Genomic DNA, 17,803 nt, shown 5'->3' on the forward strand with positions numbered 1-17,803 from the left:
GGGCGATGACCTCTCCCGCCCCGCGGGAGGTGATCCCGCAGCCGGTGCTGTCCCCGCTGACCAGCGCGGCCATCTTCCTGGTGGTGACCGTCGACCCGGGTGGTGAGCCGGGGGCGCGGGAGCTGCTGGCCGATGTCCCCGCGCTCCAGCGGGCGGTCGGCTTCCGGGCGCCCAACGGCGAGCTGAGCTGTGTTGTCGGCATCGGCTCCGCCGTGTGGGACCGGCTCTTCGACGGACCACGCCCGGCCGAACTGCATCCGCTCCGTGAACTGGCCGGTCCGCGCCACCGCGCCGTGTCCACCCCCGGCGATCTGCTGTTCCACATCCGGGCCACCCGGCTCGACCTCTGCTTCGGGCTGGCCACCGAGATCATGGACCGGCTGCGCGGCGCGGTCACGGTCCGCGACGAGACACATGGCTTCAAGTACTTCGACGTACGCGATCTGCTCGGCTTCGTGGACGGCACCGAGAACCCGGTGGGTCCCGTGGCGGGCGCGGCGGTCCTCATCGGTGACGAGGACGCGGAGTTCGCGGGCGGCAGCTATGTGATCGTGCAGAAGTATCTGCACGATCTGCGGGCGTGGAACGCGCTGCCGGTCGAGGCCCAGGAGAAGGTGATCGGCCGGACCAAACTGTCCGACATCGAGCTGGACGACGCGGTCAAGCCGGACGACTCGCATGTGGCCCTGACCACCATCACCGACCCCGATGGCACCGAGCGGAAGATCCTGCGCGACAACATGCCCTTCGGCAGCGCCGGGCAGGCCGAGTTCGGCACCTACTTCATCGGCTACGCCCGTACGCCGTCGGTCACCGAACGGATGCTGGAGAACATGTTCCTGGGCAGCCCGCCGGCCACCCACGACCGGATCCTGGACTTCTCCACGGCCGTGACCGGCACGCTGTTCTTCGTGCCGAGCGCCGACTTCCTGGACGATCTGCCCGATCCGCCCACCGGTGAGTCCGCCGACAGGGACCGTGAGCCGGACACGGTGTCACCGACCCCCGAGGTCCGGTTCATCGCGCCGTCCGGCACACCGGCGCACGACGGTTCCCTGGGCATCGGCGATGTGAAGAGGAGCGCCCCCGATGAAGAACCTGCACCGTGAACTGGCGCCCGTCTCCGACGCGGCATGGGCGGATCTGGAGGAGGAGGCGCGGCGCACCTTCAAGCGCCATGTGGCGGGGCGCCGTATGGTCGACGTCCCCGAACCGGCGGGCCTGGAGCTGGCGTCGGTCGGCACCGGGCATCTGACGGCCGTCGATCCGCCCGCCAAGGGCGTGGTCGCGCACACCCGGCGGTCCGAGCCGGTCGTCGAACTGCGGGTGCCCTTCACGGTCGACCGCCGTCAGGTCGACTCCGTGGAACGCGGTGCCAAGGACGCGGACTGGCAGCCGGTCAAGGACGCCGCACGCAAGATCGCGTTCGCCGAGGACCGGGCGGTGTTCGAGGGCTATCCCGCGGCGGGCATCACCGGTATCCGGCGCGGCGGTTCCCATCCGGAGCTGAAGCTCCCGGCGGAGGTGCGCGACTATCCGGACGCCATCAGCCAGGCGGTGACCATCCTGCGGCTGGCGGGTGTCGAGGGCGCGTACACCCTCGCGCTCAGCGCGGAGGCGTACACCGCCGTCAACGAGACCTCCGATCACGGCTATCCGATCCACAAACACATCGACCGGGTGCTGGACGGCGACATCATCTGGGCGCCCGCCATCGACGGCGCCTTCCTGCTGTCCACCCGGGGCGGCGACTTCGCACTCCACATCGGCCAGGACGTGTCCATCGGCTATCTCTCCCACGACGAGAACCGGGTCCGGCTGTACTTCCAGGAGACGCTGACCTTCCTGATGTACACGAGCGAGGCCGCGGTGGCGCTCGCGCCCGCCCCCGGCAAACGGCGGAAGTGACGGCGGTTATGAGGGTGTGTCGCCGAGGCCGACGAGCAGTTTGCGCAGCAGCCCGGCCAGTTGGTCCTGTTCGCGTCCGCTGAGCGGGGCGAGCAGTTTCTCCTCGTTCGCGACATGGGTCGTGACCGCGACGTCCACCAGGCGCAGCCCCTCGTCGGTAAGGGTGATGAGCACGCTGCGCCGGTTGCCGGGGTCGGTCTCCCGGGTGACCAGGCCGCGCGCCACCAGCCGGTCGATCCGGTTGGTGATGGCGCCGGAGGTGACCATCGACGACTCCACCAAGGCGCCCGCGGTCAGCCGGAAGGGGACCCCGGAGCGGCGGAGCGTGGCGAGGATGTCGAACTCCCAGCGCTGTAGGTCATGAGTGGCGAAGTGGTCGCGCAACCGCAGCGCGAGCAGTCCCTCAGCCCGAGAGATACGGCCCACCACGCCCATGGGGGCGGGGTCGATGTCCGGCCGCTCGGTCTTCCACTGGTCAAGCAGCCGGTCGACGTTGTCCCTCATGAGATTCCTCAACGTTGAAGTGTTTGACGCCAAGGTAACAGTGCGCATAGTTTTCTCAACGTTGAATAGTTCAACATTGAGGAGTCCTTGTGCGTGCCAGCCTGCGTTCCAGTGGTCCGCCCACCGTCGTCCCGGTCCCGGTGTCACCGGACTGGAGGCTCACCGGTCTCGCCGCGCTGGCGCCGGTGTTCTGGGGGACCACCTACCTCGTCACCACCGAACTCCTGCCGCCCGGGCGTCCGTTGCTGTCGGCGGCGATACGCGCCCTCCCGGCGGGCCTGGCCGTCCTCGCCGTCACCCGTACGCTGCCCCGCGGCTCCTGGTGGTGGCGGGCGGCGGTGCTCGGCACCCTCAACATCGGTGCCTTCTTCGCCCTGTTGTTCTTCTCCGCCTACCGGCTTCCCGGCGGGGTCGCCGCCACCCTGGGCGCGGTGCAGCCGCTGCTGGTCGCCGGGCTCGCCCTGGTCCTGCTCCACCAGCGCCCGACCGCCTGGCGGCTCGGCTGGGGCGTGGCCGGGGCGGGCGGGGTCGCCGCGATGGTGCTGCGGGGCGAGGCCGCCTTCGACGCGGTGGGCGTCCTGGCCGGACTCCTCGGAACCCTGGCGATGGCCACCGGGATTGTGCTGACCAAGCGCTGGGGGCGGCCCGTGGGGCTGCTGCCCTTCACCGGCTGGCAGTTGACCGCGGGCGGACTGCTGCTCGCTCCCCTCGCGCTCGTCGTCGAGGGCCCGCCGCCCGCGCTGGACGCCGAGGCCCTGGGCGGATACGCCTGGCTGGCCGTTGTCGGCACCCTGCTGGCCTACGGGCTGTGGTTCCAGGGTGTGGAGCGGCTTCCCGTGGGTGCCCTGTCGTTCCTGCCGATGCTCTCGCCGGTCGTGGCCACCACACTCGGCCGGGCCGTCCTGGACCAGACCCTGACCACGGCTCAGACGCTGGGATTCGCCCTCGCCCTGCTCTCCATCGGGGCGGCGCAGCTGTCACCGGGCGCCGTACGCGCGATGTCGCGCCGCGGACCCCGCTGACCTCAACTGGGCGTCGGTGGTGCCGCGACCGTCGGCTACTGAGCGTGAGCGTGGGCGGGGCACCGCTCCGGGCCTCCCGGATTCCGGGGGAGGGCACCTTGTGCGAGGATGAGATGTGTTTGTCCCGTGATGGGGGCATTCAACGCCGTACGGGTCGCACCGGAACCGTCCGGTCGGCATCGCTCCCGCTCACCTCCCGGGAGGACGATGGGACATGACCGACATCGAGGACGCGCTGCGTGACGTGATGCGTGTCGAGGGTGCGCTGGCGGCCTCGCTCGTGGACTATCTGAGCCGGATCACCCTGGGAGCCGTGCAGCGCGCCCAGGGGCCGGACCTGGAGAAGGTGGCGTACGGCGACACCGATGTGCTGCGCGCCAAGCTCTCCACCCTCGAACTGCTCGGCTACAGCCCGGACCGGCTCGAGGACATCGTGGTCACCCTGGACACCGAGTACCACGTGATCCGGCCGCTCAGCCAGCGCGCCCGCCAGGGCGTGTTCATGTATCTGGTGGCCGACCGCGGCCGGGTCGATCTGGAAGCGGCCCGCGCGACGATGTCCGAGGTGGCGCTGGGTCTCGACGTCTGAACTTCCGGCCGTCCCTCTCCGGCCGCCGCCACCCTCCGGCCGCCACCCGCCGACGCGGAAGCCGGATCACCCCTGTGAGGTGGACGGCGGGGCGGGGAGCGGGGTCAGCGCCAGGATCGCCATATCGTCCTGCCGCTGGCCGCCGGTCCACGCGGTGACCTCCGCGACAACCGTGTCCACCAGGTGCGACGCCCCGTGGAAACCCCGTCCGGACAGCCCGGTGCGCGGTTCGTAGTACGTGCCCTCCTCGTCCCGGGCCTCGGTGACCCCGTCCGTCACCAGCAGCAGATAGTCGCCCCGGCAAAAGGCGTGGCTGTCGGTGCCCGGCGGCACCGCGTCCTCGGGCAGCCCCATCCCCAGCGGCAGCCCCGCCACCGAGGGCTCCAGGGCCCGCACCTGCTCGTCCCGGATCAGATAGGGCGGGGGATGGCCACGGTTGCACACCCGCAGCACACCCTCCTCCACACCGATCTCCACCAGCACGGCGGTGGCGAACCGTTCCAGCGCGTCCGGGCCGTCCTCGGTGTCCTCCGCGAATCTGGCCAGCGCGCGGTCCAGGTGGTCCGCCAGCGCCCGCAGCGACGGCATCCGCCCCGCCGCCTCCCGGAAGGCGCTGGTCACCACCGCCATCGCGGACACCGCGGGCAGCCCCTTGCCGCGGACGTCCCCGATCAGGGCCCGGACCCCGAACGGCGAGGACCGCACCGCGAAGAAGTCGCCGCCGATCTGCGCCTCCGCGTACGCGCACTCATAGCGGGTGGCCACCGACAGCGCCCCCACCCGTGGGGGCGGCGGTGGCAGCACCGCGCGCTGCGCCACTTCGGCGACCGCCCGCATCGCCGCGAACCGCCGCCCCTGGCGGCGTACCACCCACTTCAGCCACAGCGCGATCGCACTGATCACCGCCACATCCAGCAGATCCACCACGAGCGCCAGCACCGGGCGGTGCACCAGCAGATCCGTGGCCACGGACACCGCACACGCGCACAGCGCGGTGATCACGGCACCCCTGAACGGCAGCACCATGCACCCCACCAGCGGGGCGGCGGCCAGCAGCGGCAGCCCGGTGTACGGCACCGGGCCGAACACATCCGCCAGCACCCCGCAGACCAGCAGCAGCCCCGGGAGCAGGGCGAGCGGTCCCGCCCTGCCCGGGTACTCCGCCATGAGGTCCTCGGCGGTCACGGGCCGCTCCGCGGCCTCATGGAGCCGCCGGGACCACCGGTCCCAGGCCGTCACCTCGTGTGCACCGCGCCTCCTGTGTCCGGTGTGCGGCGGGAGCAGGCTCCCGCCCCACGGTCACCGTCCTCTCTCCAGCGTGGCGCAGGGCGGCGCGCACCGCCCCGTGTCACCCCCCCGGCCGGTGGCGCGGTGGCGGTCAGTCGCGGGGCAGCCGCCCCTTGCTGCGCATCGCGGCGCGGACCCGCTCCTCGGCCAGCCCGCGGCCCGCGGTGTGCGGGGTGGCGGACCGGCGGCGCGCCTCCTCCAGGACGGTCACCGCGTTGGCGCGCAGCCGCGCGGACACCGTCTCGAAGATGGCGGCCGTGTCCGGGCGGAACCCCGAGTAGCGGGCGTCCATGGCGAAGGCGGCGGCCACGACACCCCCGGCGTTGGCCACGAAGTCGGGCAGTACGGTGACACCCCGCTCCGCGAGGATGCCCTGCGCCTCCTGCGAGGTGGGCAGGTTCGCCCCCTCCACCACCACCCTGGCCTTGATCTGCCGGGCGGTGTCCCGGCTGATGACGTCCTGGAGCGCGGCCGGGACCAGGACGTCGCAGTCGGCCGTGAGCTCGGCGCCGGGCGGCAGCGCGGTGCCCCGGCGGTGGCGGGTGACGAAGTGGTCGCCGTGCTCCTCGCGGGCCGCCAGTAGCTCCGCCACATCGAGCCCGCTGGGATCATGCACCGCGCCGTGGGCGGTGGACACCGCCACCACACCGGCGCCCAGCTCGGCGAAGCGGCGTGCGGCGGCGCTGCCCACCGCCCCGAATCCCTGGATCGCCACCCGCGCCCCTGCCAGCGGCAGCCCCAGGCTCCCCGCCGCCGCGTCGGTGGCCTCGGCCACCCCGTAGCCGGTGACACCGAGCTTGTCGTAGGCCACGCCGCCGAGGTGTTCCGGGGTGCCGACGGCGGCGCCCCGGTCGCCCAACTCGTCCTGGATGATGGCCGCGTCGCACTCGGTGAGCCCCATGTCCAGGCCCATCACATACTCGCGCGGCACCTCGTTGGAGAGTGCCCGGGCGAAGGCGCGCAGCACGGCCTCCTTGTCGGGGGAGGTGGGGTCGGCCACGATGCCCGCCTTGGCGCCCCCGTAGAAAAGGTCCACGCTCGCCCACTTCCAGGTCATCACCCGGGCCAGGCGCGCCACTTCCTGGACGGTCACCCCGGGGGCCATCCGGGTACCGCCCTTGCCGATGCCCCGGGCAGTGTTGTCGATGACCAGCACGCCCTTCATACCGGTGCGCCGGTGGGAGACGACCACGACCTTCTCGGGGCCCCAGTCGTCGATGAGCGACAGTGCGTCAGTCACGGGTGTCTTCCTGTCCTTCGGAGGTGTGTCGCTGGGCGGTGCGGGTGGTGTCCGCGGTCCGCGCGGCGGGCAGGGCCGCCGCGATGAGCTGGGCCAGATGGACCCCGCGGCGGTCGGTGCGCTGGCCGATCTGGGTACGGCAGCTGAAACCGTCGGCGAGGACGACCGTGTCGAGGGAGGCCGCGCGCACCGCGGGCAGCAGCACCTGTTCCCCGGCCGCCACGGACACCTCGTAGTGGCCGCGTTCGAAGCCGAAGTTGCCCGCGAGACCGCAGCAGCCGGAGTCGAGCGCGGTGTTGTCCACGCCCATCCGGCGCAGCAGCGCGCTGTCCGCGCCGAAGCCCGAAGTGGCGTGCTGATGGCAGTGGGTCTGGCTGATGGCCCGGGCCGCGACCGCCGGGGGTGCCCAGTCCGGGGCGTGCCGGACGAGGAGTTCGGCCAGGGTGACGGTGGCCTCCGCGACCGCCGTCCCGTCCGGATCGCCGTCCAGCAGCTCCGGCAGATCGCCGCGCAGGGCCGCCGTACAGCTCGGTTCCAGACCCACCACCGGCACCCCGGCGCGGGCCGCGGGACCCAGCGCGGCCGCCGTGCGCCCGGCGATCCGGCGGGCCACACCGAGCTGCCCGGTGGTGATCCAGGTCAGCCCGCAGCACTGGGTGCCGTCCGGGACCCGCACCCGGTATCCGGCGCTCTCCAGGACGGCCACCCCCGCGCGCAGTACCTCCGGGGAGAAGTGGTTGTTGAACGAGTCGACCCACAGCACCACCGGGCCGCGCCGTCCGTCGCCTTCCGGTGTCCGGTGGCGGAACCAGTCCAGGAAGGTGCGGTCGGCGAAGCGCGGGATCTCCCGTTGCGGGGCGATTCCGCCGAGCCGTTTGAGCAGCGGGGCGAACCGGGACGCGGTGAGCGCGTTGACCAGCCGTGGCATCCGCGCGGCCACCCGCGACAGCAGCGGCAGCCAGCCCATCGAATAGTGCGACGCCGGACGCAGCCGTCCCCGGTAGTGGTGGTGCAGGAACTCCGCCTTGTAGGTGGCCATGTCCACCCCGACGGGGCAGTCGCTGCTGCACCCCTTGCAGGACAGACACAGATCCAGCGCGTCACGCACTTCGGTGGACCGCCAGCCGTCGGTGATGACCTCGCCCTGCGTCATCTCGTACAGCAGCCGCGCCCGGCCACGGGTGGAGTCCTTCTCGTCCCGTGTCACCCGGTAGCTCGGGCACATCACCTCGCCGTGCCGGGCGGCCGAACGGCACTTCCCGACCCCCACACAGCGGCGGGTGGCCTTGGCGAAGTCACCGCCGTCGGCGTGGAACGGGAAGACGGTGGCCAGTGGCAGCGGGGCGCGGTGGGGGGCGACCCGAAGATCGCCGTCCATCGGCAACGGCCGGGTGATGATGCCCGGGTTGAGCCCGTGGTCCGGGTCCCAGACGTCCTTGAACTCCTCGAAGAGCGCCATGACCTCGGGCCCGTACATCAGGGGAAGCAGCTCGGAACGCGCCTGGCCGTCCCCGTGCTCGCCCGAGAGCGAACCCCCGTGGGCCGCCGTCAGCGCGGCGGCGTCGGTCACGAAGGCGCGGAAGACCGCGGTGCCCCGCTCGGTGCCGAAGTCGAAGTCGATCCGCACATGCAGACAGCCCTCGCCGAAGTGTCCGTACACCGCTCCGCGCAGCCCGTGCCGCTCCAGCAGCGCGGTGAACCCCCGCAGGTACGAGCCCAGCCGCCCGGGCGGTACGGCGGCGTCCTCCCAGCCGGGCCACGCCTCGGAGCCGTCCGGCAGCCGGGTCGCGAGCCCCGCGCCGTCCTCGCGGATCCGCCACAGCCGCCGGGCGCGCGCGGGGTCGGTGATGACCTCGCTGCCGGTGAACCCGGCGGAGTCCGCGGCCGTGGCGCGCAGGGACTCGGCCCGGCTGGCCAACTCCTCGGCGGTGCCGCCGAGTTCGGCGAACAGCCAGGCCCGGGAGTGGGGTGGCAGGGAGTCGACGGCCGCCCGGGTGGCGGGCCGGGTGACGATGTCGGTCAGCGCGTGGTCCAGCCCTTCCAGGGCCAGTGGCCGGTGGTCCAGCAGCGCGGGCACCGCGTCCGCGGCCGCACACGCGTCGCGGAATCCGAGCACCACGAGTGCGCGCGCCGGGGGAGGGGCGATGAGCTGTACGGTGGCCGAGACCACCACGGCCAGGGTGCCCTCGCTGCCCACGAGTGCCCGCGCGAGGTTGAACCGGCGCTCGGGCAGCAGATGTTCCAGTGCGTAGCCCGACACCTGGCGCGGAAACCGGCCCAGTTCGGTGCGGAGCACCTCCAGATTGCGCCGGGTCAGGGTGTCCAGTGCGCCGATCAGCCGCCCGCGGTCGTCATCCACGGCGACCGCCTCGTCGATCTCGGCGCGGGTCATCGGACCGAGCCGGACCACCGTGCCCCGGTAGGTCAGCACCTCCAGCTCGGCCACGTTGTCGGCGGTGCGGCCCCAGGCCACCGAATGCGATCCGCACGCGTTGTTGCCGATCATCCCGCCCAGGGTGCAGCGGCTGTGGGTGGAGGGATCGGCGCCGAACAGCAGCCCGTGTCCGGCGGCCGCCGCCTGGAGCTCGTCCAGCACGATCCCCGGCTGCACGGTGGCGGTGCGGGCCACCGGGTCGAGGGACAGCAGCCGGTTGAAGTGGCGGGAGAAGTCCAGCACCACACCGGATCCGACGGCCTGGCCCGAGGTGCTGGTGCCCGCGCCGCGTACGGTGACCGGCACCCCCAGGCGACGGCAGGCCGCCACCGCGCGCAGCACCTGGTCCCGGTCGCGCGGGAACACCACCGCCAGCGGGATCCGCCGGTAGTTGGAGGCGTCGGCGGAGTACTGCGCACGGCGCCCGGCGTCCGCGGCCACCTCACCGCAGTCCGCCCGATCCAGGGCCTCGGCCACCGCCGCCGCGTCGGGGGTCCGGCCGGGTTTCCGCGCTGACGTCGTCACTGGTTCGCTCCTCGGGAAAGCACTCGGCCGGATGCCGTCCGGCCGGGTCCCGACCACGATCCGTGCCGGATCCCGGCCGCGACAAGGGCCAGCAGCGCGACAGAAATGACGCTCCAGGGCAAGTGGCGCTTATGCTGCACGGAGGGCGCCTATGCTCAGGTCCCCTCGTCACCGAGAGCGCCATCAGGAGCGTCATCAAGAGCCTCATCGGGAGCGCCATCAGGAGCCGGAATGCTCAAGCCTCTGCATCTGATCACCCTGAAGTCCGTCGTCCGCAGCGGATCGTTCGCCATCGCCGCCCGCGACCTCGGCTACACCGCGTCCGCCATCTCGCAGCAGATCTCCGCGCTGGAGAAGGAGACGGGCCTGGTGCTGTTCGAGCGCGAGGCCCACGGCATCCGCGCCACCACCGCCGCCCACCGGCTGGTCGACCTCAGCGCCCGGGTCCTGGCCGCCATGGACGATCTGGAGCACCAGGTGCGGGAGCTGGCCACCGGCACCGTGGGCCGACTGCGGCTGGGCACCTTCCCCACCGCCGGTGTCCGGCTGGTGCCCGCCGCCCTGTCGGCCGCCGTCGCCACCCTGCCCCGGGCACAGATCCAGCTCGAGGAGGGCGAACCGGATGAGCTGATCGCCCGGCTCGCCGAGGGCGATCTGGACATCGCCCTGGTCTATGAGTACGGGCTCAGCCCCCGCCACTGGCCCGACGGGCTCACGCGCCACCCCCTGCTGCGCGAGGACCTGGTCCTGCTGCGCGCCCGTGGCAGCGGGCTGGGTGCGGATCTGCCCCAACTGGCCCGCGCCCGCTGGATCACCAGCCGGGAGGGCACCGCCGGGGCGCTGTCACTGACCCGGCTCTGCGCCGCGGCCGGATTCGACGCCGATGTGGTCTTCCGCAGCAACAACTACGACGTGGTACGGGAGTTGGTGACCAGCGGCCTCGGAGTGGCCGTCGTCCCGGCCCTCGGCCACAAGGACAGCACCCATATCGAAGCCACCCGGCTCACCCGGCGCTCGGCCCACCGCACCGTATTCGCCCTCCACCGCGACGAGAACAGCAACCCGCTGCTCGGCACGGTGCTGGAGGCGCTGCGGCGCGCGGTGCCCCACGACGAGCCGTATCTGCGACCCGGTGGCGCGGCGTAGCACCGGTGGCGCGGAGGGCCCGGGGCGTGGCGCCGCCGTCCGGGCCCTCCGCCCCGCGCTACCGCGCTCCGGCGGGTGCGGTGTCCTTGCCGTCGGCGCCACCGGTGTCATCGGGGCCGTCGGTGTCACTCATCCGCTCCAGCGCGTCCAGGTCCACCGAACCGCCCGGCATCACCTGACGGGTGCGCCGGTAGCCGTACGTGGCGTACAGCACCAGCCCCGCGACGAGCCAGCAGCCCAGCCGCACCCAGGTCTCCCACTGGAGGAAGGACATCAGCCAGACCGAGAACACGATGCCCAGCACCGGCACCACCGGCATCCCCGGACACCGGAAGGTGCGCTTGAGGTGCGGCTTGCGGTAGCGCAGGACCAGCACGGAGGCGGACACCACCACGAAGGCCAGCAGCACCCCGATGTTGGTCAGTTCGGCCACCGCGTTGATGGGCAGCAGTCCGGCCAGCACGGCGGAGACGATGCCGATCAGCCAGGTGGCGCGGTGCGGCACCTTGCGCTTGGGGTGGATCGCGCCGAACCACGCGGGCATCAGCCCGTCCCGGCTGAGCGCATACCACAGCCGGGAAGCGCCCATCATGAACGAGAACGTCACCGTGACGATGCCGATGACCGCGCCGACCGCGATGACATTGGCCAGCCCGCTCATCCCGACGCTCTGGAAGGCGCTGGAGATACCGCTGTTGGGATTGAGCTCGCTGTAGTGCTGCATCCCGGTGAGCACGATGCACACCAGCACATAGAGCACCATCGAGACTGCCAGTGACAGCATCATCGCCTTCGGCAGCTTGCTGCGGGCCTCCACCGACTCCTCCGCCGCCGTGCTCAGCGCGTCATAGCCGAACACCGCGAAGAACACCGTCGCCGCCCCGGTGAACGCCCCGCCGAAGCCGAAGGGGGCGAACGGATGCAGATTGCCGGAGTCCACCTCGGTGAACCCGACCACGATCACCACCAGCACGATGGCGATCTTCACGATGGTCAGCACCGTCTCCACCCGGGCCGAGGTACGGGTGCCACGGGTCAGCAGCCAGGCCACGCCCAGACAGATCGCCATGGCCAGCAGGTCGATCCGGTGCCCCGACCCGGTGCCCGGTGCGCCCAGGGCCCATGTCGGCAGATGGACGCCGACCGCGTCCAGCAGGAACCCCAGATAGCCCGACATCCCGATGGCCACCACCGCGACGATGGCCGTGTACTCCAGCAGCAGATCCCAGCCCACGATCCAGCCCACCACCTCCCCCAGGACCGCGGCGCAGTACGTGTAGGACGAGCCCGCCTTGGGCACCATCCCCGCGAACTCGGCGTAGGCGAACGCCGCGCACAGCGACGCCGCCCCCGCCACCAGGAACGAGATCAGCACCGCGGGACCGGCCACATCGCGGGCCACGGCCGCGGCCAGGCTGAAGATCCCGGCCCCGATGATGGCGCCGATGCCGATCATCGTCAGCTGGGTGAGGCCCAGGGTGCGCACCATGCGTTCCCCCGTGGGCTGTTCGGAGGGGAGGGTGCGCCGGAAGATTCCCCGCGGTCCGCTGCCCAGCAGCGCCGACCGCGGCGGCTTCGGTGTGTTGGCGGAGGACATCGATCGCTCCCTGTCAGGCAACGACGGGCACGACGGCCCGGCGTCGTGGCGTGGGTCACCACTGGCTCGGAACCCTCGCCCACGAGCTGCCACCCGCAAAAGACATGGCAGCGCGACACCTTGCGGCCCTGAGGCCAAGGGGCCCTGATGCACGGGCTCCCGGCCATGGCCCACGGAGCGGTGCGCGCGATACGGGCGCCGATGCCCTCAGACCCGCGTGCCGTCCCGCTCCGCGGCCACCACCCGCAACACGTCGACCAGCGCCGAGACCGTGGGGCGGCGTTCGGCCGAGGAGCGGAACACCACCACGATATGGCGCTCGACCCGCTCCCTCAGCGCCACCACGTCGAAGCGCGAGGCACGCAGCCGGAGCATCAGATCCGTCACCGTGCTCACCCCGATGCCCGCCTCCACCAGGGCCAGCGTGGCCGCGGTGTCCGTCACCACATGGCGCACATCGGGCTCGATCCCCGCCCGGCGGCACGCGGTCCGCACCGCCCGCCCGTAGTAGCTCTCCGCCGACGGCAGGATCCACCCCAGCGCCTGGGTGTCCGCCAGACTCACCACCGTCCGGCCGGGCATCGTCCCGGTGGGCACCGCGAGCGAGAACCGTTCCCGGTACAGCTGGAGCACCCGCAACCCCGGATCGCGGGGGATCGGCACATCCGGATAGTCCAGCCCCAGCGCCAGATCCACCCCGCCGGCCGCGACCGCGTCGTACACCTCGTCCACGTCCATGTCGCGGCTGTGCACCGTCAGCTCCGGATGGCTCAGCCGCGCCCGCCGCAGCGCCAGCGGCAGGATCTCGGCCGCCGCCGTGGCGAACAGACCCACCTCCAGCACTCCGGACACCTCGTTGCGCGACCGCTCCAGCGCCTCGACCGCCTCCGCCTCGGTGGCCAGGATCCGCTCGGCATGGCGGGCCAGCGTCACTCCCGCGTCGGTCAGCTCCACCCGCCGCCCGACCCGGTGCAACAGCTCCATCCCGGTGGCCCGCTCCAGCGCGGCGATCTGCTGGGACACCCCGCCGGGGGTGTATCCCAGCGCCTCCGCGACCGCGGTGATGGTGCCACGCCTGGTCAGCTCCACCAGTGAGCGCAACTGGGCACTCGTCCAATCCATATACCGATCCTAAAAGAAAAGCCGCACTCATCGTTCATGGACGTCAACGGTTGGGGTGGGTCACGATGACGGGCAGACAGCTGATCAGCACTTCTCGCAACCCACCCACAGCCCCTGCCGCACCCCGTACGGACGTCCGTCCCCGGGCACCGGCACCGGCCTTTGGAGGGATCGGCCCTTGTCCATCTCACCCACCCGCGGCACCGTCCCGTCCACCGCCGACGTCGTGATCATCGGTGGTGGTGTCATGGGCGCCTCCGCGGCCTTCCACCTCGCCGAAGCGGGAGTGCGGCGCATCGTCGTCGTCGAACGTGCCGAGCTGGCGAGCGGCAGCTCGGGCAAACCGATCGGCGGGGTGCGCGCCCAGTTCTCCGACCCCCTCAACATCGAACTGGGCAGCCGCAGTCTGCGCGCCTATCACGACTTCCCGCACCGCCCGGGTGCCCAGATCCGGCTCGACACCGTCGGCTATCTCTTCCTGCTCACCGAAGAGCGGCAGGTGGCCGACTTCGAGAACAGCGTCGCTCTCCAGAACGCCCTCGGCGTGCCCAGCCGTATGGTCACCCCCGCCGAGGCCAGACGGCTGTGCCCCTATGTGACCACCGACCGTGTGCTGGCCGCCGTCCACTCACCGGAGGACGGCCACGCCCGCCCCGGTCTGGTCGTCCATGGCTACGCCACGGCGGCCGCCCGCGCGGGTGTCACCTTCGCCACCCGGACCACCGTCACCGGGATGGACACCACCGGCGACCGGGTCACCGCCGTGCACACCGACCGCGGCACCCTCTCCTGCGCCACCGTGGTGTGCGCCGCGGGCGCCTGGTCCGCCGGGATCGGCGACATGATCGGCGTCAGCCTCCCGGTCCGCCCGGTCCGCCGCCAGCTCGCCTTCACCGCCCCGCGCCCCGCCCCCCGCATCCCGTTCACCATCGACTTCTCCTCCTCGGCGTACTTCCACAACAGCGACGACGGTCTGCTTCTCGGCCTCGCCGACCCCGACCAGCCCGACGGCTTCGACACCACCTGGACCCCGGAGTGGCTGGAGCTCTTCCGGGCCCGCGCCCGCCAGTTCGCCCCGGAGCTGGCCGAGATGGAGATCGCCGGGGGATGGGCCGGACTCTACGAGGTCACCCCGGACCACAACGCGCTCATCGGCCGGTCCACCGCCTACGGCAACTTCCTCTACGCCACCGGGTTCTCCGGCCACGGCTTCCTCCAGGCACCCGCCGTGGGCGAGATCGTGCGCGATCTGCACCTGGAGCGGGAACCCTGTGTGGATGTCACCGCCTTCGGCGCCGACCGCTTCACCAGCGGCGCCGAGACCCGCCCGGAGGCCCACGTGGTGTGAACCCCGTGACCCCGTGACCCCGTGCCCGCCCCGACGACCCCGACGACCCCGACCGAAAGGCAGCCCCGCACATGATCAGCCAGTGGCAGCTGCGAGCCGCGTTCGCGAGGCGGCTCTCGGACATGTACGGACGTGAAGTCCCCGCCTACACCACCCTCGTGGACGTCTCCCACGAGGTGAACGAGGACGTCCTGCGCGCCCAGGGCGCGGACGCGGAACGCCTCGGCTCCATCAGCCGCGTCACCGCCGAACGCCACGGCGCCATCCGGGTCGGCACCCCGCGGGAGCTGGAACAGGTCGCCCGGATCTTCGGCGCGCTCGGTATGCACCCCGTCGGCTTCTACGATCTGCGCGAAGCCGCCGCCAGCGCCGTACCCGTGATCTCCACCGCCTTCCGACCCGTCGACGGCGAGGAGCTGGCACGCAACCCCTTCCGGGTCTTCACCTCCCTGCTCACCCCCGCCGACCCCCGGTTCTTCGACGCCGGTCTGCGGGCCCGGCTGGAGACCTTCCTCGCCTCCCGCACGCTCTTCCCGCCGGAGCTGCTCACCCTCGCCGACCGGGCCGTGGCCGACCGCGAGCTGCCCGATGAGGACGCCGAACGCTTCCTCCAACTCGCCGTCCAGTCCTTTGAGTTGTCCCGCGAACCCATCGACCGGAGCTGGTACGAGACCCTGGAGAAGGTGTCCGCCGTCGCCGCCGACATCGGCGGTGTGCGCAGCACCCACATCAACCACCTCACCCCCCGGGTGCTGGACATCGATGAGCTGTACCGGCGGATGACCGACCGGGGGATCGAGATGATCGACACCATCCAGGGACCCCCGCGCTGGAGCGGCCCCGATGTCCTGCTGCGCCAGACCTCCTTCCGCGCCCTGGCCGAACCCCGCGCCCTGCGCCAACCCGACGGCAGCGTCACCAGCGGTGCCCTGCGGGTACGGTTCGGTGAGGTCGAAGCCCGTGGTATCGCCCTCACCCGCGAGGGCCGCGCCCGCTACGACGCCCTGCTGGCCCGGGTCGACGACCAGGTGGCCGAGCAGCCCGGCGCCGACCGCGGTGATCTGGCCCGCGCCCTGTGGACGGAGGGCTTCCCCGGCAGCGAACGCGAAGTGGCCCGGCGCGGCCTGGGCTACTTCACCTACCACGCCGCCGCGGTCCGCCCGTCCGGCACCCCGCCCACCACCCTCGGCGAACTGCTGGACCAGGGCTGGGTGCGCGCCGAACCCCTCGTCTACGAGGACTTCCTGCCCCGCTCCGCGGCCGGGATCTTCCAGTCCAACCTCAGCGGCGAGGGCTCCCGGAACACCGAGCACGAGGGCGCCGCCTACGACAGCGGCTGGCTCTCCGACGCCATCGGCCGCGAGGTCCTGGACCCCTTCACCCTCTACGAGCGACAGCAGAACCACTCCCTCGACCAGGTCGCCCGGGAGCTGGACCTGTTCACGGCGCCCCGCTGACCGCCGACCGCGGTTCGACGCGCACCCGCACACCCCGCGATCTCGTATCCGACCACCGACACCACCTGGGAGCACCATGACCACCCCCGCCCTTCCCACCACCGAGGCCCTGCGCGACCGCGCCCTCGAAAGCCTCCGCCGGGTCGGCGTCACCCTCGCCGAGGGCAGTGACTTCCACGCCCGTACCCCCATCACCGGCGATGACCTCTTCGGCCTCGCCGCCACCACCGAGGCCGGGACGGAAGAGGCGCTCGAGGCCACCCGCCGTGCCTTCCTCACCTGGCGAACCACCCCCGCCCCGCGCCGCGGCGAACTCGTCCGCCGCCTCGGCGAGCTGCTGCGCGACCACAAGAGCGACCTGGCCGACCTCATCACCATCGAAGCGGGCAAGATCCGCTCCGAGGCCCTGGGCGAGGTCCAGGAAATGATCGACATCTGTGACTTCGCGGTCGGGCTGTCCCGCCAGCTCTACGGCCGCACCATCGCCTCCGAGCGCCCCGGGCACCGGCTCGCCGAGACCTGGCACCCGCTCGGCGTAGTCGGTGTGATCTCCGCGTTCAACTTCCCCGCCGCCGTCTGGTCCTGGAACACCGCCGTCGCCCTGGCCTGCGGCGACACCGTGATCTGGAAGCCTTCCGAGCTCACCCCGCTGATCTCGCTGGCCTGCGACCGGCTGCTGGCACAGGCCGCCGAGGACACCGGCGCTCCGCGCGATGTGCACCGGCTGCTGCTCGGTGACCGCGCCGTCGGCGAGCGGCTGGTCGACGATCCGCGGGTGGCTCTCGTCAGCGCCACCGGCTCGACCCGGATGGGCCGTGAGGTCGGCCCCCGGGTGGCCGCCCGCTTCGGCCGCACCCTGCTGGAGCTGGGCGGCAACAACGCGGCCGTCGTCGCGCCGTCGGCCGACCTCGACCTCGCCGTCCAGGGCATCGTCTTCGCCGCCGCGGGCACCGCCGGACAGCGCTGCACCACCCTGCGGCGGCTCATCGTCCACCGCGACATCGCCGACGGCCTCGTCGACCGGCTGACCGCCGCCTACCGCAAGCTCCCCATCGGCGACCCCTTCGACGAGGGCACCCTCGTCGGCCCGCTGGTCTCCACCCAGGCGCTCGACACCATGCGGGACGCCCTCGACCGGGCCCGGGCCGAAGGCGGCACCCTCCTCGTCGGCGGCGACCGGCGGCTGGCGGACGCCGCGCCCCAGGCCGGATACGCCGAGCCCGCGATCGTCCGCGTCGACGCGCAGACCCCCGTCGTCCGCGAGGAGACCTTCGCGCCGATCCTCTACGTCCTGACCTACGACACCCTCGAGGAGGCCATCGCGCTCCACAACGACGTCCCCCAGGGCCTGTCCTCCAGCATCTTCACCCGCGACCAGCAGGAGGCCGAGTACTTCCTGTCCGCGGAGGGCTCCGACTGCGGAATCGCCAACGTCAACATCGGCACCTCGGGAGCCGAGATCGGCGGCGCCTTCGGCGGCGAGAAGGAAACCGGTGGCGGCCGCGAGTCCGGCTCCGACGCCTGGCGCGCCTATATGCGCCCGGCCACCAACACCATCAACTACTCCAGCCGACTGGCACTCGCCCAGAACGTCAGCTTCCTCTGACGGCTCCCCGGGCGGCTC

General features: G+C 72.1%; 14 protein-coding genes. 8 read left to right on the top strand and 6 right to left on the bottom strand.

Translation table 11 applies throughout. The features are described from left to right. Nucleotides 1–5 precede the first annotated feature (5 nt). Both AB0C66_RS28365 and AB0C66_RS28370 read left to right on the top strand, forming a co-directional pair. Nucleotides 6–1,109 (top strand): Dyp-type peroxidase, encoded by a 1,104-nt coding sequence (locus AB0C66_RS28365; protein WP_362444552.1) that lies wholly within the window; start codon nucleotides 6–8, stop codon nucleotides 1,107–1,109. Then, the gene (locus AB0C66_RS28370; protein ID WP_362444555.1) at nucleotides 1,090–1,908 is read left to right on the top strand and encodes a family 1 encapsulin nanocompartment shell protein; all 819 of its coding nucleotides are present in this window, start codon (nucleotides 1,090–1,092) and stop codon (nucleotides 1,906–1,908) included. The genes AB0C66_RS28365 and AB0C66_RS28370 overlap by 20 nt, the downstream gene beginning before the upstream one ends. 6 nt (nucleotides 1,909–1,914) lie before the next feature. On the opposite strand, the gene AB0C66_RS28375 is transcribed toward AB0C66_RS28370, so the two are convergent. Further along, on the bottom strand, nucleotides 1,915–2,412 hold the full coding sequence (locus AB0C66_RS28375; protein WP_362444558.1) for a MarR family transcriptional regulator: 498 nt from the start codon (nucleotides 2,410–2,412) through the stop codon (nucleotides 1,915–1,917). Between the two features lie 140 nt (nucleotides 2,413–2,552). On the opposite strand from AB0C66_RS28375, the gene AB0C66_RS28380 reads away from it, so the two are divergent. Continuing rightward, the gene (locus AB0C66_RS28380) at nucleotides 2,553–3,434 is read left to right on the top strand and encodes an EamA family transporter (RefSeq protein ID WP_362444911.1); all 882 of its coding nucleotides are present in this window, start codon (nucleotides 2,553–2,555) and stop codon (nucleotides 3,432–3,434) included. 214 nt (nucleotides 3,435–3,648) lie between these two features. After that, the gene (locus AB0C66_RS28385; protein WP_362444560.1) at nucleotides 3,649–4,023 is read left to right on the top strand and encodes a hypothetical protein; all 375 of its coding nucleotides are present in this window, start codon (nucleotides 3,649–3,651) and stop codon (nucleotides 4,021–4,023) included. 66 nt (nucleotides 4,024–4,089) lie between these two features. Here AB0C66_RS28385 and AB0C66_RS28390 read toward each other — a convergent pair whose 3' ends face one another. The 3 genes from AB0C66_RS28390 to AB0C66_RS28400 all read right to left on the bottom strand — a co-directional run bounded on the left by AB0C66_RS28390 (nucleotide 4,090) and on the right by AB0C66_RS28400 (nucleotide 9,509). Then, a complete protein-coding gene (locus AB0C66_RS28390; RefSeq protein WP_362444563.1) occupies nucleotides 4,090–5,208 on the bottom strand; it encodes a PP2C family protein-serine/threonine phosphatase in 1,119 nt (372 codons plus the stop codon). A gap of 193 nt (nucleotides 5,209–5,401) precedes the next feature. Further along, nucleotides 5,402–6,550 carry a Glu/Leu/Phe/Val dehydrogenase dimerization domain-containing protein gene (locus AB0C66_RS28395; protein WP_362444566.1) on the bottom strand — a complete coding sequence of 383 codons (1,149 nt, stop codon included), beginning with the start codon at nucleotides 6,548–6,550 and terminating at the stop codon, nucleotides 5,402–5,404. Next, nucleotides 6,543–9,509, bottom strand: a complete 2,967-nt coding sequence (locus AB0C66_RS28400; RefSeq protein ID WP_362444569.1) for an FAD-binding and (Fe-S)-binding domain-containing protein — start codon at nucleotides 9,507–9,509, stop codon at nucleotides 6,543–6,545. Before AB0C66_RS28400 ends, AB0C66_RS28395 begins: the two co-directional genes overlap by 8 nt. 231 nt (nucleotides 9,510–9,740) lie before the next feature. Here AB0C66_RS28400 and AB0C66_RS28405 point away from each other — a divergent pair, with 231 nt between their 5' ends. Then, nucleotides 9,741–10,655: a LysR substrate-binding domain-containing protein gene (locus AB0C66_RS28405; RefSeq protein WP_362444572.1), complete on the top strand. Its 915-nt coding sequence runs from the start codon at nucleotides 9,741–9,743 to the stop codon at nucleotides 10,653–10,655. A 58-nt stretch (nucleotides 10,656–10,713) separates the two neighbouring features. Here AB0C66_RS28405 and AB0C66_RS28410 read toward each other — a convergent pair whose 3' ends face one another. Continuing rightward, nucleotides 10,714–12,144 carry an amino acid permease gene (locus tag AB0C66_RS28410; RefSeq protein WP_362444914.1) on the bottom strand — a complete coding sequence of 477 codons (1,431 nt, stop codon included), beginning with the start codon at nucleotides 12,142–12,144 and terminating at the stop codon, nucleotides 10,714–10,716. A gap of 315 nt (nucleotides 12,145–12,459) precedes the next feature. Beyond that, nucleotides 12,460–13,374: a LysR family transcriptional regulator gene (locus tag AB0C66_RS28415; RefSeq protein WP_362444575.1), complete on the bottom strand. Its 915-nt coding sequence runs from the start codon at nucleotides 13,372–13,374 to the stop codon at nucleotides 12,460–12,462. Between the two features lie 178 nt (nucleotides 13,375–13,552). On the opposite strand from AB0C66_RS28415, the gene AB0C66_RS28420 reads away from it, so the two are divergent. The 3 genes from AB0C66_RS28420 to AB0C66_RS28430 all read left to right on the top strand — a co-directional run bounded on the left by AB0C66_RS28420 (nucleotide 13,553) and on the right by AB0C66_RS28430 (nucleotide 17,785). Continuing rightward, complete coding sequence (locus AB0C66_RS28420; RefSeq protein ID WP_362444578.1) at nucleotides 13,553–14,722, top strand: FAD-binding oxidoreductase; 1,170 nt, start codon at nucleotides 13,553–13,555, stop codon at nucleotides 14,720–14,722. 71 nt (nucleotides 14,723–14,793) lie between these two features. Continuing rightward, the gene (locus AB0C66_RS28425) at nucleotides 14,794–16,179 is read left to right on the top strand and encodes a VOC family protein (protein ID WP_362444581.1); all 1,386 of its coding nucleotides are present in this window, start codon (nucleotides 14,794–14,796) and stop codon (nucleotides 16,177–16,179) included. Between the two features lie 76 nt (nucleotides 16,180–16,255). Continuing rightward, nucleotides 16,256–17,785 (top strand): aldehyde dehydrogenase family protein, encoded by a 1,530-nt coding sequence (locus tag AB0C66_RS28430; protein WP_362444584.1) that lies wholly within the window; start codon nucleotides 16,256–16,258, stop codon nucleotides 17,783–17,785. Nucleotides 17,786–17,803: the final 18 nt, after the last annotated feature.

The organism is Streptomyces sp. NPDC048636 (assembly GCF_040650655.1).
GTDB lineage: Bacteria > Actinomycetota > Actinomycetes > Streptomycetales > Streptomycetaceae > Streptomyces.

Coding starts and splice junctions, on each gene's coding strand:
- AB0C66_RS28370 (WP_362444555.1), top strand. CDS start 1,090: ATGAAGAACCTGCACCGTGAACTGGCGCCCGTCTCCGACGCGGCATGG.
- AB0C66_RS28375 (WP_362444558.1), bottom strand. CDS start 2,412: ATGAGGGACAACGTCGACCGGCTGCTTGACCAGTGGAAGACCGAGCGG.
- AB0C66_RS28365 (WP_362444552.1), top strand. CDS start 6: ATGACCTCTCCCGCCCCGCGGGAGGTGATCCCGCAGCCGGTGCTGTCC.
- AB0C66_RS28430 (WP_362444584.1), top strand. CDS start 16,256: ATGACCACCCCCGCCCTTCCCACCACCGAGGCCCTGCGCGACCGCGCC.
- AB0C66_RS28405 (WP_362444572.1), top strand. CDS start 9,741: ATGCTCAAGCCTCTGCATCTGATCACCCTGAAGTCCGTCGTCCGCAGC.
- AB0C66_RS28415 (WP_362444575.1), bottom strand. CDS start 13,374: ATGGATTGGACGAGTGCCCAGTTGCGCTCACTGGTGGAGCTGACCAGG.
- AB0C66_RS28410 (WP_362444914.1), bottom strand. CDS start 12,144: ATGGTGCGCACCCTGGGCCTCACCCAGCTGACGATGATCGGCATCGGC.
- AB0C66_RS28425 (WP_362444581.1), top strand. CDS start 14,794: ATGATCAGCCAGTGGCAGCTGCGAGCCGCGTTCGCGAGGCGGCTCTCG.
- AB0C66_RS28385 (WP_362444560.1), top strand. CDS start 3,649: ATGACCGACATCGAGGACGCGCTGCGTGACGTGATGCGTGTCGAGGGT.